This window comes from Bradyrhizobium sp. ma5, from assembly GCF_042258955.1.
Classification (GTDB): domain Bacteria; phylum Pseudomonadota; class Alphaproteobacteria; order Rhizobiales; family Xanthobacteraceae; genus Bradyrhizobium.
The window spans coordinates 220,351-242,260 of sequence record NZ_CP170156.1; the positions used below are offsets into that span (position 1 = coordinate 220,351).

Here is a 21,910-nt window from a genome sequence, read left to right on the forward strand (position 1 = left end):
TGGTTGGGTGCTCACGTTTGGGGATCAATGTGACGGACAAGGTCGTTGTCATCACCGGCGGCAGCCGCGGGATCGGCCGCGCTACCGCGCTTGCGTCTGCTGCGCGCGGCTATCGCGTCGTGGTCGGCTACGCCACAAACCAGGCTGCGGCCAACGAGGTCGTCGCCGCGATCGAGGCCAGCAACGGCAAGGCGATCGCGGTGAAGTGCGACGTCGGCAGCGAGCAGGACATCCTGGCGCTGTTCAAGGCGGCAGATAGCTTCGGCACGCTCGGCGCGCTCGTCAACAATGCCGGCATCGTCGGCAAGAGTGGCGTGCGTGTCGACGAGATGTCGGCCGAGCGCATCCAGCAGATGATGGCGGTCAACGTCACCGGCAGCGTCCTGTGCGCACGCGAGGCGGTGAAGCGCATGTCGACCAAGCACGGCGGCCAGGGCGGCGTCATCGTCAACCTCTCCTCGGTCGCGGCGAAGCTCGGCGCGCCCAACACCTATGTCGACTATGCCGCCTCCAAGGGGGCGATCGATTCCTTCACGATCGGCCTCGGCTACGAAGTCGCGGCTGAAGGCATCCGGGTCGTCGGCATTCGGCCCGGACTGATCGACACCGACATCCACGCCGCGGGCGGCGAGCCCGATCGCGCCCATCGGCTCGCTCACATGGTGCCGATGAAGCGCGTCGGCACCGCGGACGAGATCGCCAACGCCATCGTCTGGCTGATCTCGGACGAAGCCTCCTACGTCACCAGCGCGATCCTCGACGTGTCGGGCGGTCGCTAGAACACGATCAAGCGGGAAGCGGCCTTCCGATCGGATCGCGCCCGCTCAACTGTCACCGAGTTTAGCTACAGGACCTCAATCATGGCTTCTTACGATCTCGTCGTCATTGGCACTGGCCCCGGCGGTTACGTCTGCGCGATCCGCGCGGCGCAGCTCGGCATGAAGGTTGCCGTCGTCGAGAAGAACGCGACGCTGGGCGGCACCTGTCTCAATGTCGGCTGCATGCCGTCGAAGGCGCTGCTGCACGCCTCCGAGATGTTCGAGGAAGCCGCGCACTCCTTCGCCAAGATGGGCGTCAGCGTCTCCGCGCCGAAGCTCGATCTGCCCGCGATGATGGACTTCAAGCAGCAGGGCATCGACGGCAACGTCAAGGGCGTCGAGTTCCTGATGAAGAAGAACAAGATCGACGTCCTCAAGGGCACCGGCAAGATCATCGGTGCCGGCAAGGTCGAGGTCTCCGGCGACGGCAAGTCCGAGACCGTCGAGACCAAGAACATCGTGATCGCGACCGGCTCCGACATCGCGCGGCTGAAGGGCATCGACATCGACGAGAAGCGCATCGTGTCGTCGACCGGCGCGCTGTCGCTGGAGAAGGTGCCGTCGAGCCTCTTGATCGTCGGCGCCGGCGTGATCGGGCTCGAGCTCGGTTCGGTCTGGCATCGTCTCGGCGCCAAGGTCACCGTGGTGGAATTCCTCGACCGCATCCTGCCCGGCATGGACGGTGAGGTGGCGAAGCAATTCCAGCGCATCCTGGAAAAGCAAGGCTTCACCTTCAAGCTCGGCGCCAAGGTCACCGCGGTCGACACCTCGGGCAAGACGCTTCAGGCCAAGATCGAGCCGGCCGCGGGCGGCGCTGCGGAGACCATCGAGGCCGACGTCGTGCTGGTGTGCATCGGCCGCGTGCCCTACACCGAGGGCCTCGGGCTGAAGGAAGCGGGCGTTGCGCTCGACAATCGCGGCCGCGTCGAGATCGACGCGCACTTCTCGACCAATGTGAAGGGCATCTACGCGATCGGCGATGTCGTGGCCGGGCCGATGCTCGCGCACAAGGCGGAAGACGAGGGCGTTGCCTGCGCGGAGATCATCGCGGGCCAGGCCGGCCATGTGAACTACGACGTCATTCCAGGTGTTGTGTATACCACGCCGGAAGTGTCGTCGGTCGGCAAGACCGAGGAAGATCTCAAGCAGGCCGGCATCGCTTATACCGTCGGCAAATTCCCGTTCACCGCCAACGGCCGCTCCAAGGTCAATCAGACCACCGACGGATTCGTGAAGGTTCTCGCAGATGCGAAGACCGATCGGGTGCTCGGCGTGCACATTGTCGGCCGGGAAGCCGGCGAAATGATCCACGAAGCCTGCGTCCTGATGGAATTCGGCGGTTCGGCCGAGGATCTGGCGCGCACCTGCCACGCCCATCCGACCCGCTCCGAGGCGATCAAGGAAGCCGCGCTTGCGGTGGGCAAGCGCGCCATCCATATGTGATCGAACGTCCCGCGCGAGCGGGGTAGAGATCATAGTGATGTTGCGCCGTCTGCTTCAGCCGTTCTGGGTCCTGCTTGCGATCATTTTCCTGATCGAGGCTTGGCTATGGGATCACGTCGAGCCGATCGTGGCCCGGGTGGTGGCGTGGATCCCGCTGCGCGCGCTCAAGCAATGGCTTGCCGAGCGGGTCGATTCGCTGTCGCCGGCGATGACGCTGATCGTTTTCGTCGTGCCGCTGATCCCGTTGTTTCCGCTCAAGCTGGTCGGACTCTGGCTGCTGGCGAACCAATACTGGTTCAGCGCAGTCTCGCTGATCCTGTTCGCCAAGATCGTCGGCGTCGGCGTCACGGCTTTCCTGTTCGACGTGACGCGCTCGAAACTGCTGGAGATGCCCTGGTTCGAGGCGCTCTATAATTTCGTGATGGGGTTGCGGGCCAAGGCCACCGCGCTGGTCGAGCCGGTCAAGCGGCGTATCCTCGAGATGATCAGTGGCGACGGCGACGGCTGGACCGCGCGTACGCTGCGCCTGATCGCGCGCTTCCGCAAAAGCGTGCACCAGACCAGCAAGGTTCTCTAAGCAAGGCTTATTCGTCCGTCATCCCCGCGCAAAGGCCTCGCCTTTGTCGCTGGAGGAGCGCGGAACGTGCGTCTCGAAGGATGAGCAGCCCGGCTGGTGGCCGTGCACCCTTCGAGGCTCGCTTCGCTCGCACCTCAGGATGACGGTCAGAGAGCGAAGCCGCTCCGCGACCTCAATGCAGATGTAGCAGATGCGGCTGCAACAGGCCGAGCAAGGTCATCACGACGCCGGCGAGCGTCACCAGGCCGGATATCCAGGCCAGCGCGGCGATGCCGGTGATGATGGTCGCGGACGCCAGCACGATGGCGATCTGGAAGGCGGCGGAGGCAAGCTCGAAGTGATGATATTTCGCGGTGGCCTCGTCGCGCTCATGCTCGGCGTGCTTGGCGCGTTCGGCGAGCTGCTCTGAACCCTCGCCGGTCTCCGGCTCCGAGCGGTAGCGCGCCGCGGTCTTCTGCCAGTCGTCGATCTGCTTCTGAAGCGCGGCCTTGGCCGCCTCATCGGTGGTGGTCGCGAGGTTGAGCTTGCCCTGTTCGGCCGCGGTCTGCACCGAGGTGCGGCGGATGCTCTTGGCCTGGAAAAAGGCCCAGAGGTTGGAGGCTTCGACGTTCTTACTGATCGATTCGGTCTGGGCGCCCTTGCCGAGCGTTTCCGACAGCGCCAGGCAGAGCGCGATCACCGCGATTAGGAGGGCGATCTTCTTGTTCTCGCCCGACGCATGCTCGGCATGCTCCGCGTGCTCCATACTTTCCTGTGCGCTCATGATTCCCCCTCCGGATGAGACCGCGCCACGATTGCTGAATGCGGCGCACAAGGCAAGTGCCGAGCGATTTGTGGCGGCCGTATGAATATGAACGGCGCGAGATGAACGGCGCGTCGGTGCCGGCCCCGCACCATATTTTGAACCCAGGTCCGCGCGCGTTCAGCCGCGCGGATGCGCGGAGCGATAGACTTCGAGCAGGCGCTCGCTGTCGATGCCGGTGTAGATCTGCGTGGTCGACAGCGATGCGTGGCCGAGCAATTCCTGGATCGCGCGCAAATCGCCGCCGCGGCTGAGCAGATGCGTGGCGAAGGAGTGCCGCAACGCATGCGGCGTTGCGCTGTCGGGCAGGCCGAGCGCGCTGCGCAGCCGCTCCATGGTGAGCTGGATGATGCGCGGGCTTAAGGGGCCACCGCGCGCACCGACGAACATTGGTCCGGTCGGGCCGAGCTGATGCGGACAGATCGCCGCATAATCCGCGATCAACTGCAGCACGTTCTGCAGCACCGGCACCATGCGGGTCTTGTTGCCCTTGCCGATGACAACCAGCACGTCGCCTTCGCCCGGCTTCGGCACGTCGCGGCGCTTCAGCCCCAGCGCCTCGGAGATGCGCAGACCCGAGCCATAGAGCAGCGCCATCACGGCGGCGTCACGCATCAGGATCCAGGTCTCGCGGCTTTCGCCGGCGCGCTCGTCGGCATCGGCAAAGCGTTTCGCCGCTTCCATATGGATCGGCTTCGGCAGGCTCTTCGCCACCTTGGGGGCGCGGATCGCCGACAGCGCACCGACCTTGCCCTTGCCTTCGCGCTCCAGGAAACGTCCGAACGAGCGCAGGCCGGCCAGCGCCCGCATCAGCGATCGCCCGCCGATCTCGTCGGCGCGGCGCATCGCCATGAAGGCGCGGACATCGCTGGCTTCGAGCGCGGAAAATGCCGCAAGCGTCACGCGCGCGCCCCAGTGCCCGGCAAGGAAGGCCAGGCATTGCCGCACATCGCGGGTGTAAGCCTCGAGCGTCTTCGGCGACAGCCGCCGCTCCGCGCGCAGATGCGACAGCCAGCGCGTCATCTCCTGCGTGACCGAGACGTCGGCGCAGTCGAGCTCGAGCGGTTGCATGGGCTGATCGGTCCGGGCCATGTCTTGAGCGGCCATGTCTTGAGGGCTATTGGCGCTGCGATTCTCCTGATTATATCGCACTGCCTTCGTTTACCGTTCGCTAAGAGAGCGAAGCGGTGCTAGCCCGACCGGGTTCAAGGTTTCTGATTCAATGGACCATAGCACCCGCCCCAGCCCAGCTCCCGCATCGACGATACGCGTCGTCGACGTGCTGGTGCCTGTCGCGCTGAACCAGACCTATTCCTACCGCGTGCCGCGCGGCATGGAGCTTGCGCCCGGCGACGTGATCTGTGTTCCGCTCGGGCCGCGCGAGGTCGTAGCGGTGGTGTGGGCCGAGAATGCCAGGCCGGATCCGCGGCTGCACAACCGGCTCAAGGACGTCAGCGAGAAGCTCGATGTTCCGCCGCTCAGGGCGGAGCTGCGCCAGCTCGTCGACTGGGTTTCCACCTACACTCTGTCGGCGCGCGGCATGGTGCTGCGGATGACGCTGCGGATGGGCGAGAACCTCGGGCCGGAGCGGACGCGGCTCGGGGTCCGCCTGGTTGGCGAGCCGCCGCGGCGCCTGACACCGGCGCGCCGGCGGCTGATCGAGGTGCTGTCGGATGGCTTGCTGCATGGCAAGTCCGAGGCGGCGCGGGAGGCCGGCGTCAGCTCGGGCGTGGTCGACGGTCTGGTCGACGAGGGTACGCTGACGGTCGAGGCGATGCCGCCGCCCGCACCGCCTCCGATTCCTGATCCCGCCTTTGCGCAGCCGGATTTTTCGCGCGAGCAGCGCAGTGCGGTCGATATGATGCGGACGCTGGCGGCGAGCGGCAGCTTTCACGTCGCACTGCTCGATGGTGTCACCGGGTCCGGCAAGACCGAGGTCTATTTCGAGGCGATCGCCGAGAATATCCGCCGCGGCAAGCAGACATTGATCCTGATGCCAGAAATCGCGCTGACCGGCCAGTTCCTCGACCGTTTCGCGCAGCGCTTCGGCGTGCGGCCGCTGGAGTGGCATTCGGAGCTCACGCCGCGCACGCGGGCGCGAAACTGGGCCGCGATCTCCGAGGGCAAGGCGCCGGTCGTGGTCGGCGCCCGCTCGGCGCTGTTCCTGCCCTATGCCGATCTTGGCCTCATCATCGTCGATGAGGAGCACGACCAGGCCTACAAGCAGGACGAGGGCGCGCATTATCACGCGCGCGACATGGCGGTGGTCCGCGCCCATATCGCAAAAATCCCGATCGTGCTGGCGTCGGCGACGCCCTCGGTCGAGAGCGAGGTCAATGCGCGCAAGGGGCGCTACCAGCGCGTGGCGCTGCCGTCGCGGTTCGGCGGCCAGCACATGCCGCATATCGAGGCGATCGACATGCGCCGCGCACCGCCGCCGCGCGGGCGCTTCATTTCCCCGGTTCTGGCCGAGCAGATTCGCCATGCGATCGAGCGCCGCGAGCAGGCGCTGCTGTTCCTCAATCGCCGCGGCTATGCGCCGCTGACGCTCTGCCGCGCCTGTGGCCATCGCTTTGCCTGCACGATCTGCGACGCATGGCTGGTCGATCATCGGTTCCGGCAGCGGCTGGTCTGCCATCACTGCGGCTTCTCGATGCCGCGCCCGAACATCTGCCCGCATTGCGCGGCCGAGGAATCGCTGGTTGCGGTCGGTCCGGGCGTCGAGCGCCTGCAGGAGGAGGCTGCGAGCATTTTTCCCGAGGCTCGCACCATGGTGTTGTCGAGCGATCTCATCACCTCGATCGAGACCATGCGCAGCGAACTGAACGAGATCGCCGAGGGCCGCGTCGACATCATCATCGGCACCCAGCTCGTGGCCAAGGGCCATAACTTTCCGCGGCTTAATCTGGTCGGCGTCATCGATGCCGATCTCGGCCTGAGCAACGGCGATCCGCGCGCCGCCGAGCGGACGTTCCAGCTGCTGAACCAGGTGGTCGGCCGGGCCGGCCGCGAGCAGGGCCGTGGCGTCGGCTATCTGCAGACCCATCAGCCGGAACATCCGGTCATCAAGGCCTTGATCGCGAGTGACCGCGAGGCGTTCTACGCCAGCGAGATCGATATCCGCGAGCGCACCGGCTATCCGCCGTTCGGCCGGCTGGCGAGCCTGATCATTTCCGCCGGCGACCGGCCGACAGCGGAGGGGTTTGCCCGCAAGCTCGCTGCGGTCGCGCCGCTCGACGAGCGGATCCAGGTGCTCGGCCCCGCCGAGGCGCCGCTTGCCGTCATCAAGGGCCGCTACCGCTTCCGCCTGCTGGTGAAGTCGCTGCGCAATGTCGACCTGTCGCAATATCTGCGCGAATGGCTTGAGGTCGGTCCGAAGACCAAGGGCAATCTGAAGCTCGAGGTCGATGTCGATCCGCAGAGCTTTTTGTAAGGAGCTCGGCCGTCATTCCGGGATGGTCCGCAGGACCAGACCCGGAATCTCGTCATTCGGGGTTCGATGCTGGTGCATCGCCCCGGAATGACGACGGCTCGCAAAAGAAAAAGCCTGCCGTCATTTGCGACGGCAGGCCTTTTGGTACGAAGCAGGCCTCGCGGCCGCTACACAACGCAACGCGTACTGAACGCCTTACGAGACGACCTCGGCGGTGACGCGGCCGACGCCGGCACCGGTCAGGCCGATGGCGCGGGCTGCGCCGGTCGAGAGGTCGAGCACGCGGCCGCGGATGAACGGGCCACGATCATTGATGGTGACGACGACGCTGCGGCCGCCATGGGTGACGCGGAGCTTGGTGCCGAACGGCAGCGAGCGGTGGGCCGCGGTCATGGCGTTCTGGTTGAAGCGCTGGCCGGAAGCGGTGCGGCTGCCCGACTCATTGCCGTAGAACGAGGCCATCCCCGAGAAAGTGTGCCCGCCGGACGGCTGGATCGATGCATTGGCGTCGCGCCAGGACGAGCCTTCGGCGCGGGCGTGGTGATGATGGTGGTGGCGCTGATGATGGTGCCTGGACTTCGCGGACGCCTCCGTCACGCTGCCCCCGACCAGGATAGTTGCGGCTACAAATGCAAGCGCCGTACGCGAGCGGGTTACATTGCCCGCCGCCTTCTTGATATTCAGCATTGATAAGACCCTCAGACAGTATTGCCACAAACGCGGCAAGTGGACCCCCGTCCCTTCGTTGACCAAAGCCGTTTGGTTTCGCAATGAGGCACGAATTGGGCAGTAAATCCCAATTGTCTCGGGTTGAAATATCTTGTTACCGCTTTGGGGTATTCAATCGAGGTTCCGTAATCTTGGCCTTTAACTAATTTTTAATCAACAATATACATACGAATACTGATTAGTAGGCCAGAAGTAAGTTTTCAGTAAGTAATCGCCAAATGAAGCGGCGGCCCGTTTCGGGTTCCTTGCGCGCTCGGCCATAGGCCCATGCAAATTTCGATGGAACAAAACCGCGGTGGCGCAAATCGGGGGCCACGTGCTCAATTTCCACGCGCCGAATTTTTCCGATTCGAGCGCCGGCTGCGGTCGCGAAAAACCGCATGCGACAAGGCGGCTCGCACGATGCCGTCATGTTGCACCTGCGCGATTGCTATGTTAGCAAAGCCGCGATTTTAACGATCCCGGCACGTCCTGTGCCGGTCGAAAATCGAAGTCCCGCTTGAATTCCAAGGGCTTGGATCGCTAGGCGCTGCTTTGGTGGCGACGGTTTTTCCCTTGCGAATTTGACAGCAAAAAAGAGCGAGCTCGTGGCTGCTGAAGATCCGTCCGTTTCGGGAGTGTCCGGTCGTTACGCAACGGCCCTGTTCGAGTTGGCGCGCGACGAGCAATCCGTCGATCAGGTCCGGGCCGACCTCGACAAATTCGAGGCCATGCTCAACGAGAGCGCCGATCTCAAGCGCCTCGTCCGCAGCCCGGTGTTTTCCGCGGACGCCCAGCTCAAGGCGCTGACCGCGGTGCTCGACAAGGCCGGCATCTCCGGGACGTCGGCAAAATTCCTCAAGGTGCTCACCGCCAATCGCCGGCTGTTTGCCGTGGCCGATGTGATCCGCGCCTACCGCGCGCTGGTGGCGAAGTTCAAGGGCGAGGCGACTGCGGAAGTCACCGTCGCCGAGCAGCTCAGTGACAAGAATCTCGACGGGCTGAAGGCCGCACTGAAATCAGTGACGGGCAAGGACGTCGCGCTCAACGTGAAGGTCGATCCCTCCATTATTGGTGGCCTGGTGGTCAAGCTCGGCAGCCGCATGGTGGATAGTTCGCTTCGCACCAAACTCAATTCGATCAAGAACGCGATGAAAGAGGCAGGCTGATGGACATCCGCGCCGCAGAAATTTCTGCGATCCTCAAGGACCAGATCAAGAATTTCGGCCAGGAAGCCGAAGTCACCGAAGTCGGCCAGGTGCTGTCGGTCGGTGACGGTATTGCCCGCGTCTACGGTCTCGACAACGTTCAGGCCGGTGAAATGGTCGAGTTCGAGAACGGCACGCGCGGCATGGCGCTCAACCTCGAAACCGACAACGTCGGTATCGTGATTTTCGGCGCTGACCGTGAGATCAAGGAAGGCCAGACCGTCAAGCGCACCCGCGCGATCGTGGACGCGCCCGTCGGCAAGGGTCTGCTCGGCCGCGTCGTCGACGCGCTCGGCAATCCGATCGACGGCAAGGGCCCGATCCAGGCCACCGAACGCAAGCGCGTCGACGTCAAAGCGCCCGGCATCATTCCGCGCAAGTCGGTGAACGAGCCGATGGCGACCGGCCTGAAGGCGATCGATGCGCTGATTCCGATCGGCCGCGGCCAGCGCGAGCTGATCATCGGCGACCGTCAGACCGGCAAGACCGCGATCGCGCTCGACACCATCCTGAATCAGAAGCCGCTGAACGCCCAGCCGGACGAGAACCTCAAGCTGTATTGCGTCTACGTCGCGATCGGCCAGAAGCGCTCCACCGTCGCGCAGTTCGTCAAGGTGCTCGAAGAGCAGGGCGCACTGGAATACTCGATCATCGTCGCGGCCACCGCCTCCGATCCGGCGCCGATGCAGTACATCGCACCGTTCACCGCCTGCACCATGGGCGAATACTTCCGCGACAACGGCATGCACGCCGTGATCATCTATGACGATCTGTCCAAGCAGGCCGTCGCCTATCGCCAGATGTCGCTGCTGCTGCGCCGCCCGCCGGGCCGCGAAGCCTATCCGGGCGACGTGTTCTACCTGCATTCCCGCCTGCTCGAGCGCGCCGCCAAGCTCAACAAGGAGCATGGTTTGGGCTCGCTGACGGCGCTGCCGGTCATCGAAACCCAGGCCAACGACGTGTCGGCCTACATTCCGACCAACGTGATTTCGATCACCGACGGCCAGATCTTCCTGGAAACCGACCTGTTCTTCCAGGGCATCCGCCCTGCCGTGAACGTCGGTCTGTCGGTGTCGCGCGTCGGTTCGTCGGCGCAGACCAAGGCAACCAAGAAGGTCGCCGGCAAGATCAAGGGCGAGCTCGCGCAGTACCGCGAAATGGCGGCGTTCGCGCAGTTCGGCTCGGACCTCGACGCTTCGACCCAGCGCCTGCTCAACCGCGGCTCGCGCCTGACCGAGCTCCTGAAGCAGCCGCAGTTCTCGCCGCTGAAGATGGAAGAACAGGTCTGCGTGATCTGGGCCGGCACCAACGGCTACCTCGATCCGCTGCCGCTCAACAAGGTGAAGGCGTTCGAGGACGGCCTGCTCTCGCTGCTGCGCGGCAAGAACGTCGAGATCCTCGACGCGATCCGCACCAGCCGCGATCTGTCCGACGACGTCGCCGCCAAGCTCAAGACGGTGGTCGAGGGCTTCGCCAAGACGTTTGCGTAACGAGACGTTTGCGTAAGAAGACCTTTGCATAAGGGCATCGCCTGGCCGCTGGCCGGGCGATAGGAACAGAGAGGCTTGCGATCTGACCCTGGTGGTCGGATTGCCGGGGTGGACGAAGAATGGCGTCACTGAAAGACATGCGGGTCCGCATCGCCTCGACCAAGGCGACGCAGAAGATCACCAAGGCCATGCAGATGGTCGCAGCCTCGAAGCTGCGCCGCGCGCAGAACGCCGCCGAGGCGGCGCGGCCCTATGCCACCAAGATGGACGCGGTGATTTCCAACATCGCTGCCGCGGCCAACGGCACGCCCGGCGCGCCGGCGCTGCTCGCGGGTACCGGCAACGACCAGGTGCACCTGCTTCTGGTCTGCACCGGCGAGCGGGGCCTGTCCGGCGCTTTCAACTCCGCGATCGTGCGCCTGGCGCGCGAGCGGGCGAACGCGCTGCTCGCGCAGGGCAAGGAAGTCAAATTCTTCTGCGTCGGCCGCAAGGGCTACGAGCAGCTGCGCCGGACGTTCGAGAAGCGGATCGTCGAGCACCTCGACCTGCGTGCCGTGCGGCAGATCGGCTTCGTCAACGCCGAGGATATCGCCAACAAGGTGCTGGCGCGGTTCGAGGCCGGCGAGTTCGATGTCTGCACGCTGTTCTATTCGCGCTTCCAGTCGGTGATCGCGCAGGTTCCGACCGCGCAGCAGATCATCCCGCTCGAGGTGGCTGCGCCCGCGGCCAGCGCGGCTCCCGCGACCTCGTACGAATACGAGCCGGAAGAGGACCAGATTCTCGGCAGCCTGCTGCCGCGCAACCTCGCGGTGCAGGTCTTCCGTGCGCTGCTGGAGAACAACGCCTCGTTCTACGGCGCACAGATGAGCGCGATGGACAGCGCGACGCGCAACGCAGGCGAAATGATCCGCAAGCAAACCCTGATTTACAACCGGACCCGTCAGGCCCAGATCACGAAGGAGCTGATTGAAATCATCTCCGGCGCTGAGGCGGTCTAAGGCAGATTTCGAAGGAGAACAGTCCATGGCTACAGCAGCCAATCAGATCGGTCGCGTTACCCAGGTCACGGGCGCCGTGGTCGACGTGCAGTTCGAAGGCCACCTTCCGGCGATTCTGAATGCGCTCGAGACCAAGAACGGCGGCAACCGCCTGGTGCTCGAAGTCGCACAGCATCTCGGTGAATCGACCGTCCGCACCATCGCGATGGACATCACCGAAGGTCTGGTGCGCGGTCAGGAAGTGACCGACACCGGCGAGCCGATCCGGGTGCCGGTCGGCGAAGGCACGCTCGGCCGCATCATCAACGTCATCGGCGAGCCGATCGACGAAGCCGGTCCGATCAAGTCCGAAGGCCTGCGCGCCATCCACCAGGAAGCGCCGTCCTACACCGACCAGTCGACCGAAGCGGAAATCCTCGTCACCGGCATCAAGGTCGTCGACCTTCTCGCTCCGTACGCGAAGGGCGGCAAGATCGGCCTGTTCGGCGGCGCCGGCGTCGGCAAGACCGTGCTGATTCAGGAACTGATCAACAACGTCGCGAAGGCGCACGGCGGTTACTCGGTGTTCGCCGGCGTCGGCGAGCGGACCCGCGAAGGTAACGACCTCTATCACGAGTTCATCGAATCGAAGGTCAACGCCGATCCGCACAATCCGGATCCGAGCGTGAAGTCGAAGTGCGCGCTGGTGTTCGGCCAGATGAACGAACCGCCGGGCGCCCGCGCCCGCGTCGGTCTGACCGGTCTGACGGTCGCCGAGCACTTCCGCGACCAGGGCCAGGACGTGCTGTTCTTCGTCGACAACATCTTCCGCTTCACCCAGGCGGGTTCGGAAGTGTCGGCGCTGCTCGGCCGTATTCCGAGCGCCGTGGGTTATCAGCCGACGCTCGCGACCGACATGGGCGCGCTGCAGGAGCGCATCACCACCACCCAGAAGGGTTCGATCACCTCGGTGCAGGCGATCTACGTGCCGGCCGACGACTTGACCGACCCGGCGCCCGCCACCTCGTTCGCGCACTTGGACGCCACCACGGTGCTGTCGCGCGCGATCTCGGAAAAGGGCATCTATCCGGCGGTGGACCCGCTCGACTCGACCTCGCGCATGCTGTCGGCGCTGGTCGTCGGTGAAGAGCACTACAACACCGCGCGTCTCGTCCAGCAGATCCTCCAGCGCTACAAGTCGCTGCAGGACATCATCGCCATTCTCGGCATGGACGAACTGTCGGAAGAGGACAAGCTGACGGTTGCCCGCGCCCGCAAGGTCGAGCGCTTCCTGTCGCAGCCGTTCCACGTCGCCGAAATCTTCACCGGTTCGCCGGGCAAGTTCGTCGATCTCGCCGACACCATCAAGGGCTTCCGCGATCTCTGCCAGGGCAAGTACGACCATCTGCCGGAAGCGGCGTTCTACATGGTCGGCACCATCGAAGAAGCCGTCGAGAAGGGCAAGAAGCTCGCCGCCGAAGCGGCCTAAGCTTCATGATGTCGTCATCGCCGGACTTGATCCGGCGATCCATCGAACGAGAACTGTTTTGACTGATGGACCCGCGGGTCAAGCCCGCGGGTGACAGCGCAAAGAACGGAAAGACCATGGCCACCTTCCACTTCGATCTCGTCTCTCCCGAAAAGCTCGCCTTCTCCGGCGAGGTCGATCAGGTTGACGTCCCCGGCGTGGAGGGTGATTTCGGTGTGCTCGCCGGTCATGCTCCCGTCATCGCCACGATTCGACCGGGTATCCTGACTATCACGACCGCCGGCAAGCGCGAGAAGGTGATCGTGCTCGGCGGCCTCGCTGAAGTGTCGGACAAGGGCCTCACCGTGCTCGCCGACGTCGCGACCACGATTGCCGAACTTGATCGTGCGAAGTTCGCGGAGACCATCAAGGAGATGGAAGAGAAGCTCGCCGAGCAGGAAGGCTCCGAGCTCGATCATGCGATCGAGCGGCTCGACCACTTCAAGAGCATCCAGCACGAGCTCAACACCACGGCTATGCATTAAGGCGCGATTGCCGACCAGCGATCGCGCCGTAGCGTCGAGTGAGCCGGCTCTTTGTGAAATCGCTCGCATCTTTCCAGTCATCGTCTACGAAGACTTGAAGCATTCAACGCTCGCCGTACCCCGGCGGGCGTTGAATGCTTGTTGCGCCCGGAAGCGTCTGGCGGCATTCTGCCCGGCATATTTGGGTTGCGGGGCTGGTCCTCATGAAGCGCAAGATCGCAGCGATCTTCGCGGCCGATATTGCAGGCTATAGTCGATTGGTTGCCGAGGATGAGGAAGAGACGCTGCGGCGGCTCGCTTCCTATCGTCAGGTCACCGACGATTTCATTGCAAAGTGCGGTGGCCGCATCTTCAACACCGCAGGCGATGCGGTACTCGCGGAATTTCCCAGCGCCGTCGAAGCCGTGCGTTGCGCGATCGACATCCAGGAAAGCCTGCGCACGCGCAACATGGCCTATCCGCCGAGCCGGCAGATGTCGTTCCGGATCGGCATCACCATCGGCGACGTGGTCGAGCGCGACGGCGATCTGCTGGGTGATGGCGTCAACATCGCCGCGCGGCTCGAGGGCCTCGCCGAGGTCGGCGGCATCTGCGTGTCGCGCGCCGTGCACGAGCAGGTCGCCAACAAGCTGTCGGTGCAATTCGCCGACATCGGCGCGCAGGAAGTGAAGAACATCCCGACCCCCGTGCACGCCTACATGGTGGCGATGCGGCGTGAGGACGGCACCTACGCGATGCCGCAGGTCAAGAAGCCGATCAAGGCCGCTGCTGCGGGCGCACCGGCCTGGATGTGGCCCGCTGCCATCACCGTGGTGCTGTTGGCCGCGATCGGTGTCGGCGGTTTCCTCTATTACACCAAGCTCGAGACATCGGCGACGAAGCCTACCGTCGTGGCAAGCTCCACGCCGGCACCCGCGCCGCTGGTATCGGCTTCACCGGCACCGTTGGTAGCAACGTCGCCATCAGCGTCGACCGCGCCGACTGCCAAGCCTGCGCCGCCGCAGCAGTTGGCCGCACCGGTGCCGCCATCGATCACATCAGGCGACAAGCTCGCCACCGACATCATTCCGTTCGTCAGCGACCGCACCCGCGTTGCGCTCGCGACCGAATATGTGCCCGCGGGCGATTCCAAGGCGCTTGCCATCAACATCAACGGTTTCTCCGGTTGGAGCGTGGCGCAGCCGAACGCGGACGCGGCGAAGACCTCGGCGCTGGAGCAATGCCAGAAGCGCGCCGACAATGTGGGCTCGCCGCGCAAGTGCGAGCTGTATGCGGTCGGCAATACGATCGTGTATGCCCATGGCCTACCGCCGGTCCCGCCGTTGCCGTGGGTCAAGCGTGATGCGCTGGTCGAGAAGCCGTACGCCACCAAGGATGTTCCGCTGCTGCGCGAGGCGGCCAAGGCTAGGCTCGACAGTCTGTTTGTGCCGGCGCGCAAGACGCGAACCATCGCGCTCGGTCCGGGTGGTCATTTCTTTTTCAATTCGGGCATCGATTCGCTCGAGGAATCGGCGCGGCGCAATTTGCAGGGCTGCGGCGCGGTCGCGGGCGTGCCCTGCACGATCGTCGTGGTCGACGATGTCTTCGTGGTTCCGGTTCCGTCCACATTGCGCGTGACCGGCTTCCTCAAGGCCGCGGACAGCTCGGTCATCGTGCCGGGCGAGCGGAGCGACGTCGCGCGGAAGCTTGCCGAAGCGACGGCAGGCTGGAATGCGGTTGCGGTCGGGACGCAGGGACGGCCGGGACTGGGGTTGAAGGCGGAGAACGAGCAGGGCGCGGTCAGCGCCGCGCTCGGCGACTGCGCCAAGCGCGACAGCGACTGCCATGTCATCGCGATCGGTCCGTTCACGGTTGGCCCGAACTAAGGCATGATCCGGAAAAGTGCAAAGCGGTTTTCCGAAAAGATCATGCTCAAACAAGGAGCTAATGCGCGATGAGGAGTTAACTTCACCTCGTCGTAGAGCGCGATCCGAGAAATGTGAACCAGCTAACAGCAGGCATTGGCCACCGATGACAAGCTGCGGCGGGATGACGAATTGGCCCGATCGCATCGTGATGCTACTTCTGACGTAACGGACAAGATGCTGTGCTGACTTTTTCCACCGATGCTCTCCGCCCGCAGGACCGCTTCGAGCACTGGTGCGACGTGCGCGGCAAAAACCTGTTCGGGGTCACCATCGAGCTCGAGCGTGAGAAACGGCCCGATTTCCGCGGTCGCTTTTCCGCGACGCAGGTCGGCGATGCCGTGCTGGCGGAAATGTCGGCGTCATCTTACCGCGTCAGCCGAACCTCATCCGACATCGGACGCATACCGAGCAACAGCCTGCATCTCGGCTGGCAGGTGCGGGGCCCCGGCCACATGAATATCGGCCGCGATCGCATCCAATGGGTCGGCAACGGAGATATGGTGTTTGGCCATTCCAATCTTCCGTTTGCCTCGACGCCAGATCGGACCGACGGCTTTCGCTTCTTCAGCCTCAAGATTCCCGTCACGGACGAACTCGTGCTCGGTGCGCGAATCGAGGACGTGCCGCTGGTCGCGCTGGCGCGTGATGCGAGACTGACCCGGCTGGTCGGCGCCATGTTCCGTTCCATGACGCGCGATCCGGCGCAGGTCGGGCGGTTCGCCGGCGAGGTCACGCATATGGTGCGGCTGGCGCTGCTGGCGCGCGGACGCGTGCGGCCACGCCAGGATGAGATCCGTGCCGCGCTGCATGCCGGCTACCTCCATGCCGCGCGCGAAATCCTGCTGCGCGATCTGCATCGCGCCGCGCTCACGCCGGCCGCGGTGGCCTCCGAGCTCGGCATTTCACTGCGGCAATTGCATGCACTGTTCGAGCCGACCGGTCTCTCGTTCGCGCGAACGCTGACGGCGACGAGGTTGAAGGAGGCGATGCGGCTTCTCTCATCGATGCAGGAACGCGGCATCGACGAGATCGCGTTCTCATGCGGCTTCGACAGCATCGCGACCTTCTATCGCGTGTTCCGCGCGACCTACGGCATGACGCCGGGCGATGCGCGGCGTCTTCCGCCGCAGGATCAGCTAGAGCATGATCCGGAAAAGTGTGAAGCGGTTTTCCGAAAAGATCATGCTCGAACAAGAATCTAAAGCGCGATGACGATTCAACCTAATCTCATCGCGCTTTAGCGAATTCCGCGAACCGGATCGCGACCGCGCGATAGACCTCGCGGCGGAACGGCACCACGAGATCGGCGACGCGATCGAGACGCTCCCAGCGCCATTGATCGAACTCCGCAGGCTGGCCGTTGCGCGGCGTCAACGGATCGATCTCGTCGTCGCGTCCGGTGAAGCGCAGCGCGAACCATTTCTGCCGCTGGCCGCGGAATTTGGCCAGCCGATGCGATGCCGGTCCGTCATAGGCCGGGAATTCGTAGGTCATCCAGTCGGTCTCGCCGAGATAGTCGGCGTTAACCGCTCCGGTTTCTTCCCACAATTCGCGCATCACCGCCTGGCGCGGATCCTCGCCGGCGTCGATGCCGCCTTGCGGCATCTGCCATTCGAGGCCGGGCAGCACGATCTCCGGACCGTCGTCCTTGATCCGGTGGCCCATCAGCACGCGTCCGTCGCCGTTGAACAGCGCGATGCCCACATTGGGGCGATAGGGTTTATCTGATGACATTCTCGACCGGTGCGTCGCGCGTTGATCTGGCCGATCACCAGGCCAATTACTTGGCCGCCAGACCGGCGAATTCCTTCACGACGCGCTCATAGACCGGACGCTTGAACGGCACAATCAGCTCCGGCAGATTCTTCATCGGCTCCCAGCGCCAGGTGACGAACTCGGCCTTGTGGCCGCCGCCGGGGTGGGCGACGTTGATCTCGTTCTCGTTGCCGGTGAAGCGCAATGCGAACCACTTCTGCCGCTGGCCGCGATAGCGGCCCTTCCAGGCGCGGCCGGCGACGGTGCGCGGGATATCGTAGATCAGCCAGTCGGAGACCTCGCCGAGCTTCTCCACCGACTTGACGCTGGTCTCTTCATAGAGCTCGCGCCGCGCGGCCTGGAACGTATCCTCACCGGGATCGACGCCGCCTTGCGGCATCTGCCAGACATGGGCGTCGTCGACATGCTCGATGCCGCCGGCGCGGCGTCCGATGAAGACCAGCCCGGCCGTATTGAGCAGCATGATGCCGACGCAGGTTCGATAGGGCAGGTCCTCATAACGTGCCATGCTGCCGCTACCTCGCACAGTTCCTGGTGTCGCCCGACCCGGCCCCCCGGCAAGGTCTTAGGTTGCACCAACAGATTGATCTCTAGCCCGATTTTGATTTCAGCATCGCCGTTGTCAATGGCACAAGCATGATGCCCTTGGAGTCCAGTGTCTTGAGCCAGGCGCCGAGCCGCTCGATCGAGACCGGCAGCGCCGATGCGACGCCCACGGCCGTGCCGCGTTCCTTGGCGATTGTTTCCAGCTTGACCAGCGCGCGGTCGATTTCCGCCGATGTCGGCACCACGTCGATGGCGAAATCGGCCTTGGCGAACGGCAACGATTGGCCGGCCGAGAGGCTCTGCGCGAGGCTGCGCGGGGTGGAACCGTCGTCGAAGAAGCTCAAACCGCGCTTGGCCGCTTCGCGCACGATGGGCTGCATCACCGGATCGGTCGCGACGAACCGGGCTCCCATGAAATTGGCTATCCCGGCATAGCCCTGCAGGCGGCTCAGGTGCCAATAAAGACGGTCGAGGTTCTGCTCGCTGCTCAACGTGGTCAGCAGGGTCTGCGGGCCCGGATCGTTGTCGGGATAGTCGAACGGCTCCATCGGGATCTGCAGCAGGATCTCGTGGCGCTGGGTCCGGGCGCGTTCCGCGAGCTTGCCGGGGTCGGCGCCGTAGGGTGTGAAGGCCAGCGTCACGGCCGGCGGCAGCTTCATGATGGCGTCAGTGGTCTTGGCGGCGCCGACCCCGAGGCCGGCGACGACGATGGCGACCACGGGCATCCGGGCCGCCTTGGCGCGGTCGGCTTCGCCCGCATAGACCGTGAACGGCTTCAGGCCGTCGGCGACAACAGGGATCATGCCGTAGCGCGATTTTTCCAGCAGGCGCGGGTCGATCCCGGTCATCGCGAGCGGCGGCGCATCGCCATCCGTCGTCTTTTCGGCTGGATCGCCGGCGCCGATCATGACGTCCTGGCGCTTGCCGCTGGAGCCGTCGATGATGGTGACGGTCTTGGCGTCGTTCTTGGCATCGCCGGCTGCGGCTGGCGCCTTGGCGGCGGATTTGACCGCCGGCTCGGCCGGGGCGTGTTTGTCGTCGGCCGCTGCGGGCGAGGGATTACGGAGTGCGATGCGGGCAATCGGTTCGCCGCCGAGCGGATTGTCGTTGAACAGGGCGACGCCGGCGAAACCGACCAGCACGAGGCCCAGCAGGACGGCGAGCGCCTGCATCGCCGTGAACGGCAGGCGGACACGGCGCGTCCTGCTCACGGTCTGCTGCCCAAGCGGCGTGCTCAGTTCGTCGGCCGCTTCTACCATGACCCTCCCCGAATCAACAGCGCGAACGATAGCACGATGCGGTGCATTCCCGCGCGCCGGCCTCCCCGTCAAAGCACGGCCGGCGGTGGACGGCGAAAACAGAAAGGGCGGCCCGAGGGCCGCCCTGTTCGTCGAATCAATTGGATGGGATCAGTTCGCGGACTTGTTGGCCGGCTTGTCGGCGGCGGCCTTGTCGCCGGTCGCCTTGTCACCGGACGGGGCGGCCGGTGCCGGCGTGGCGTTCGAGGTCGACTTGATGCCGTGCAGCAGGTCGTCGGCCATCTTCAGCGCCTTGTCGTCCTTGGCGTCCGGCGGGACGTAGGACTGCGAGCCGGTCTTCTCGTCGCCATCGTTCTTCAGATGGCCGCGCAGCGAGGCCTCGCCCTTGGTGTCGGTGCGCGCCTTCAGCTCTTCCGGCACGTCCTGCAGCACCTCGATGTCGGGCACGATGCCCTTGGCCTGGATCGACTTGCCCGACGGCGTGTAGTAGCGCGCGGTGGTCAGGCGCAGCGCGCCGTTGCCCGAGCCGAGCGGGATGATGGTCTGCACCGAACCCTTGCCGAACGAGCGAGTGCCGACCAGCGTCGCGCGCTTGTGGTCCTGCAGCGCGCCGGCGACGATTTCGGAGGCCGAGGCCGAGCCGCCGTTGATCAGCACGATGACCGGCTTGCCCTTGGTCAGGTCGCCCGGATGAGCGGCGCGGCGCTGGGTTTCCTCGGCATTGCGTCCGCGGGTCGAGACGATCTCGCCGCGCTCCAGGAAGGAGTCGGATACGGTGACGGCCTCTTCGAGCAGGCCGCCGGGATTGTTTCTGAGGTCGATGACGTAGCCCTTCAGCTTGTCGCCGATCTGGCTCTGCAGGTTGGCGACCTCCTTCTTCAAGCCTTCGGTGGTCTGCTCGTTGAAGGTGGTGATCCGGATATAGGCGATGTCGTCGGCCTCGACGCGTGCGCGTACCGAGCGGACGCGGATGTTGTCGCGCACCAGCGTGACGTCGATCGGATTGTCCTGGCCCTTGCGGATGATCTTGAGCTTGATCTTGGTGTTGACCGGACCGCGCATCTTCTCGACGGCCTGGTTCAAGGTCAGGCCCTGCACGGCTTCATCGTCGAGGTTGGTGATGATGTCGTTGGCCATGATGCCGGCCTTCGAGGCCGGAGTGTCGTCGATCGGCGAAACCACCTTGATCAAGCCGTCTTCCATCGTGACCTCGATGCCGAGGCCGCCGAACTCGCCGCGGGTCTGCACCTGCATGTCGCGGAAGCTCTTGGCATCCATGTAGCTCGAGTGCGGATCGAGGCCGGACAGCATGCCCGAGATCGCGGACTCGACGAGCTTGCTGTCATCCGGCTTCTCGACATAGTCGCTGCGCACCCGTTCGAACACGTCGCCGAACAGATTGAGCTGGCGGTAGGTGTCCGACGTCGCGGCGCGCGCGCTCGATCCCATCAGCACAGCGCGGGGCTGCGTGACGAAAAGCGTCAGGGCCGCGCCGGTGGCGGCGCTAAGGAGAATTACCGAAGTCTTGCGCATCATCCGCGAACCTTTTCGCCTTCATTTGCGGCCCACCATGGACCTGGATCGATTGGAGTGCCGTCTTTCCGGAACTCGACATAGAGCACTGGCTGGCTCGCATTGGTCGCGAGAATCGATGCAACCTGGGACGTCGACCCCATGGTCGCAACCGGCTCCCCCGTTAGCACAAACTGGCCGATGTTTACCGAAATACGCTCCATCCCGGCGATCAGGACATGATACCCGCCCCCGGCATTGAGGATCAAGAGTTGTCCATAGCTGCGGAAAGGACCAGCGTAAACAACCCAGCCGTCACACGGGGTTGTGACCTGCGCGCCCGGTTTGGCGGCCAAAGAAATGCCCTTTTGTACGCCCCCCGCGCCGTCGGAACCGCCAAAATCGCGAATCTTGGTGCCGTTCACGGGATAGGAGAACAGGCCTTTGGCCGAGGCGAAGGCGACCGCCGGGCTCATCCGGGCAGGGTCCTTCAAGGCCCCCAGATTCGGCTTGCCGTTCACGGTCGCCGGCGCCCCCTGGAGGCTGGCCGTGGCGGCCGCCTTGGCCGCGCTCTTGAGGTCCTGCTCCATCTTGGCGATCAGGCCCTGCAGATCGGCGGCCTGCTTCGACAGCGCGATGGCGCGGGCGCCTTCGGCCTCCATGTCCTTTTCGGCCGTGCTCTGCTGCCGCTGCCGTTCGTCGACCAGCGCCGCCAGGCGGGTCTGGTCTTCCTTCAGCTTGTCGCGGTCGGCCGCCAGTGCATCGCGCTCGGTCGAGATGGTCTTGCGCAATGCCACCAGTTCGCCGAGATCGGCCGCGAGCTTCTCGGCGCGGACGCGCAGCTCCGGCACCACCGCGCCGAGCAGCATCGCGGTGCGCAGCGATTGCAGCGCATCCTCGGGCCGCACCAGCAGCGCCGGCGGCGTGCGTCGTCCGGCGCGCTGCAACGCGGCCAGCACCTCGATCACCTCGGAGCGGCGTGAATCGAGCGAGCCGCGGATGTCGCGCTCGCGGCCGTCGAGCGGTTGCAACCGTGCCTCGGCGTCGGCGATCCGCGTCTCGACGCTGCGCACCTGGCCGGCAATGTCGATCAGCTGCTGATTGAGCTTGCTGCGGTCCTGGCCGATCGTGGCGATGTCGGCCTTCAGCTTCTCCTGCAGCTCGGTGGCCTTGCGCTGCTGTTCGCGCGCGGCCTCGAGCTCCTGCTCGCGCTGCTTGATGGCGTCGGGCGATGTCTCCGCCGTCGCGGCTTGCGGTGCCGGCTGTGCGGACTGTTGTGTGGGTGGTGCTGCCTGCGCATGCGCTGCGGTCAGCGGATACGCGGCGAGCATAGCGATCGACAAGGGCAGAGATGCCGGCAGCCAGCGGCGGCGCGCGGTGGCGAGATGCGAATCCGAAGCTGTGTCCCGCTTGTGCTGCATTCGCGTGCGTTCAGCGCTTT

Annotated in this window: 19 protein-coding genes; 11 read left to right on the top strand and 8 right to left on the bottom strand. The window is 64.8% G+C overall.

Translation table 11 applies throughout. The features are described 5' to 3' along the window. Positions 1-29 precede the first annotated feature (29 nt). The 3 genes from ACE103_RS01070 (at position 30) to ACE103_RS01080 (ending at position 2,838) form a co-directional block, all read left to right on the top strand. Positions 30-779 (top strand): SDR family oxidoreductase, encoded by a 750-nt coding sequence (locus ACE103_RS01070; protein WP_375777992.1) that lies wholly within the window; start codon positions 30-32, stop codon positions 777-779. Between the two features lie 81 nt (positions 780-860). Then, the gene (gene lpdA, locus ACE103_RS01075; protein WP_375777993.1) at positions 861-2,261 is read left to right on the top strand and encodes a dihydrolipoyl dehydrogenase; all 1,401 of its coding nucleotides are present in this window, start codon (positions 861-863) and stop codon (positions 2,259-2,261) included. 37 nt (positions 2,262-2,298) lie between these two features. After that, positions 2,299-2,838, top strand: a complete 540-nt coding sequence (locus tag ACE103_RS01080; protein WP_092121615.1) for a hypothetical protein — start codon at positions 2,299-2,301, stop codon at positions 2,836-2,838. A gap of 172 nt (positions 2,839-3,010) precedes the next feature. On the opposite strand, the gene ACE103_RS01085 is transcribed toward ACE103_RS01080, so the two are convergent. Together ACE103_RS01085 and ACE103_RS01090 are read right to left on the bottom strand one after the other, a co-directional pair. Then, complete coding sequence (locus tag ACE103_RS01085; protein WP_223977739.1) at positions 3,011-3,601, bottom strand: DUF4337 domain-containing protein; 591 nt, start codon at positions 3,599-3,601, stop codon at positions 3,011-3,013. 159 nt (positions 3,602-3,760) lie between these two features. Then, a complete protein-coding gene (locus tag ACE103_RS01090; RefSeq protein WP_375777994.1) occupies positions 3,761-4,711 on the bottom strand; it encodes a tyrosine recombinase XerC in 951 nt (316 codons plus the stop codon). A gap of 151 nt (positions 4,712-4,862) precedes the next feature. On the opposite strand from ACE103_RS01090, the gene ACE103_RS01095 reads away from it, so the two are divergent. Next, on the top strand, positions 4,863-7,073 hold the full coding sequence (locus ACE103_RS01095) for a primosomal protein N' (protein WP_375777995.1): 2,211 nt from the start codon (positions 4,863-4,865) through the stop codon (positions 7,071-7,073). Positions 7,074-7,268: 195 nt separating this feature from the next. Here ACE103_RS01095 and ACE103_RS01100 read toward each other — a convergent pair whose 3' ends face one another. Beyond that, positions 7,269-7,760, bottom strand: a complete 492-nt coding sequence (locus tag ACE103_RS01100; protein ID WP_223977745.1) for a septal ring lytic transglycosylase RlpA family protein — start codon at positions 7,758-7,760, stop codon at positions 7,269-7,271. A 629-nt stretch (positions 7,761-8,389) separates the two neighbouring features. Between ACE103_RS01100 and ACE103_RS01105 the strand changes: the two genes are divergently transcribed. The 7 genes from ACE103_RS01105 (at position 8,390) to ACE103_RS01135 (ending at position 16,578) form a co-directional block, all read left to right on the top strand. Beyond that, on the top strand, positions 8,390-8,950 hold the full coding sequence (locus ACE103_RS01105) for a F0F1 ATP synthase subunit delta (RefSeq protein WP_375777996.1): 561 nt from the start codon (positions 8,390-8,392) through the stop codon (positions 8,948-8,950). Next, the gene (atpA, locus tag ACE103_RS01110; RefSeq protein WP_223977748.1) at positions 8,950-10,479 is read left to right on the top strand and encodes a F0F1 ATP synthase subunit alpha; all 1,530 of its coding nucleotides are present in this window, start codon (positions 8,950-8,952) and stop codon (positions 10,477-10,479) included. Before ACE103_RS01105 ends, atpA begins: the two co-directional genes overlap by 1 nt. 119 nt (positions 10,480-10,598) lie before the next feature. Then, positions 10,599-11,477, top strand: coding sequence for a F0F1 ATP synthase subunit gamma (locus tag ACE103_RS01115; RefSeq protein WP_375777997.1), 879 nt, complete (start codon positions 10,599-10,601; stop codon positions 11,475-11,477). Positions 11,478-11,502: 25 nt separating this feature from the next. Continuing rightward, a complete protein-coding gene (gene atpD, locus ACE103_RS01120) occupies positions 11,503-12,945 on the top strand; it encodes a F0F1 ATP synthase subunit beta (RefSeq protein WP_163150765.1) in 1,443 nt (480 codons plus the stop codon). Between the two features lie 116 nt (positions 12,946-13,061). Continuing rightward, positions 13,062-13,469, top strand: coding sequence for a F0F1 ATP synthase subunit epsilon (locus ACE103_RS01125; RefSeq protein ID WP_375777998.1), 408 nt, complete (start codon positions 13,062-13,064; stop codon positions 13,467-13,469). A gap of 203 nt (positions 13,470-13,672) precedes the next feature. Next, the gene (locus ACE103_RS01130) at positions 13,673-15,334 is read left to right on the top strand and encodes an adenylate/guanylate cyclase domain-containing protein (protein ID WP_375777999.1); all 1,662 of its coding nucleotides are present in this window, start codon (positions 13,673-13,675) and stop codon (positions 15,332-15,334) included. 221 nt (positions 15,335-15,555) lie between these two features. Then, positions 15,556-16,578: a helix-turn-helix transcriptional regulator gene (locus ACE103_RS01135; protein WP_375778000.1), complete on the top strand. Its 1,023-nt coding sequence runs from the start codon at positions 15,556-15,558 to the stop codon at positions 16,576-16,578. Positions 16,579-16,603: 25 nt separating this feature from the next. Here ACE103_RS01135 and ACE103_RS01140 read toward each other — a convergent pair whose 3' ends face one another. The 5 genes from ACE103_RS01140 to ACE103_RS01160 all read right to left on the bottom strand — a co-directional run bounded on the left by ACE103_RS01140 (position 16,604) and on the right by ACE103_RS01160 (position 21,890). Further along, on the bottom strand, positions 16,604-17,110 hold the full coding sequence (locus ACE103_RS01140) for an RNA pyrophosphohydrolase (protein WP_375778001.1): 507 nt from the start codon (positions 17,108-17,110) through the stop codon (positions 16,604-16,606). 46 nt (positions 17,111-17,156) lie between these two features. Then, positions 17,157-17,660 (bottom strand): RNA pyrophosphohydrolase, encoded by a 504-nt coding sequence (locus ACE103_RS01145; RefSeq protein WP_223977761.1) that lies wholly within the window; start codon positions 17,658-17,660, stop codon positions 17,157-17,159. A gap of 82 nt (positions 17,661-17,742) precedes the next feature. Beyond that, complete coding sequence (locus tag ACE103_RS01150; protein WP_375778002.1) at positions 17,743-18,957, bottom strand: divergent polysaccharide deacetylase family protein; 1,215 nt, start codon at positions 18,955-18,957, stop codon at positions 17,743-17,745. Between the two features lie 150 nt (positions 18,958-19,107). Beyond that, positions 19,108-20,493, bottom strand: coding sequence for a S41 family peptidase (locus tag ACE103_RS01155; RefSeq protein ID WP_173639618.1), 1,386 nt, complete (start codon positions 20,491-20,493; stop codon positions 19,108-19,110). After that, positions 20,490-21,890 carry a murein hydrolase activator EnvC family protein gene (locus tag ACE103_RS01160; protein ID WP_375778003.1) on the bottom strand — a complete coding sequence of 467 codons (1,401 nt, stop codon included), beginning with the start codon at positions 21,888-21,890 and terminating at the stop codon, positions 20,490-20,492. The genes ACE103_RS01155 and ACE103_RS01160 overlap by 4 nt, the downstream gene beginning before the upstream one ends. Positions 21,891-21,910: the final 20 nt, after the last annotated feature.